The organism is Mitsuaria sp. WAJ17 (assembly GCF_014174515.1).
Taxonomy (GTDB): Bacteria; Pseudomonadota; Gammaproteobacteria; order Burkholderiales; family Burkholderiaceae_C; genus Roseateles_B.
On sequence record NZ_JACJUG010000179.1, the window covers coordinates 1 to 298 of the forward strand.

Genomic DNA, 298 nt, shown 5'->3' on the forward strand with positions numbered 1-298 from the left:
TTGGCGAGGTTGATCTTGCCGTGATTGGCATCGATCCACTTGCTCAACTCCGCATAGCTGTTGGCCGCCAGGCTCGGCTTGCCGATCAGCGTCATCGGCACCTCATTGACCATGCCGAGGTACTCGAAGTCCTCCAGGGTCTTGTACTGCATATTGCGGTACAGGGCCGGCGAGGTCGACATGCCGATATGGTGCAGCAGCACGGTGTAGCCGTCCGGGGCCGCCTTCGCCACCTTGGTGGCGCCCAGGGTACCGCCGGCACCACCGACGTTCTCGATCACCACCGTGGCATTCAGGG

General features: G+C 62.4%; 1 protein-coding gene. It reads right to left on the minus strand.

Going from position 1 to position 298, the window contains the following annotated elements:
• Positions 1-298 (minus strand): tripartite tricarboxylate transporter substrate-binding protein (locus H5407_RS23965; protein WP_255501422.1); only part of this gene is annotated, 298 nt, incomplete at both ends.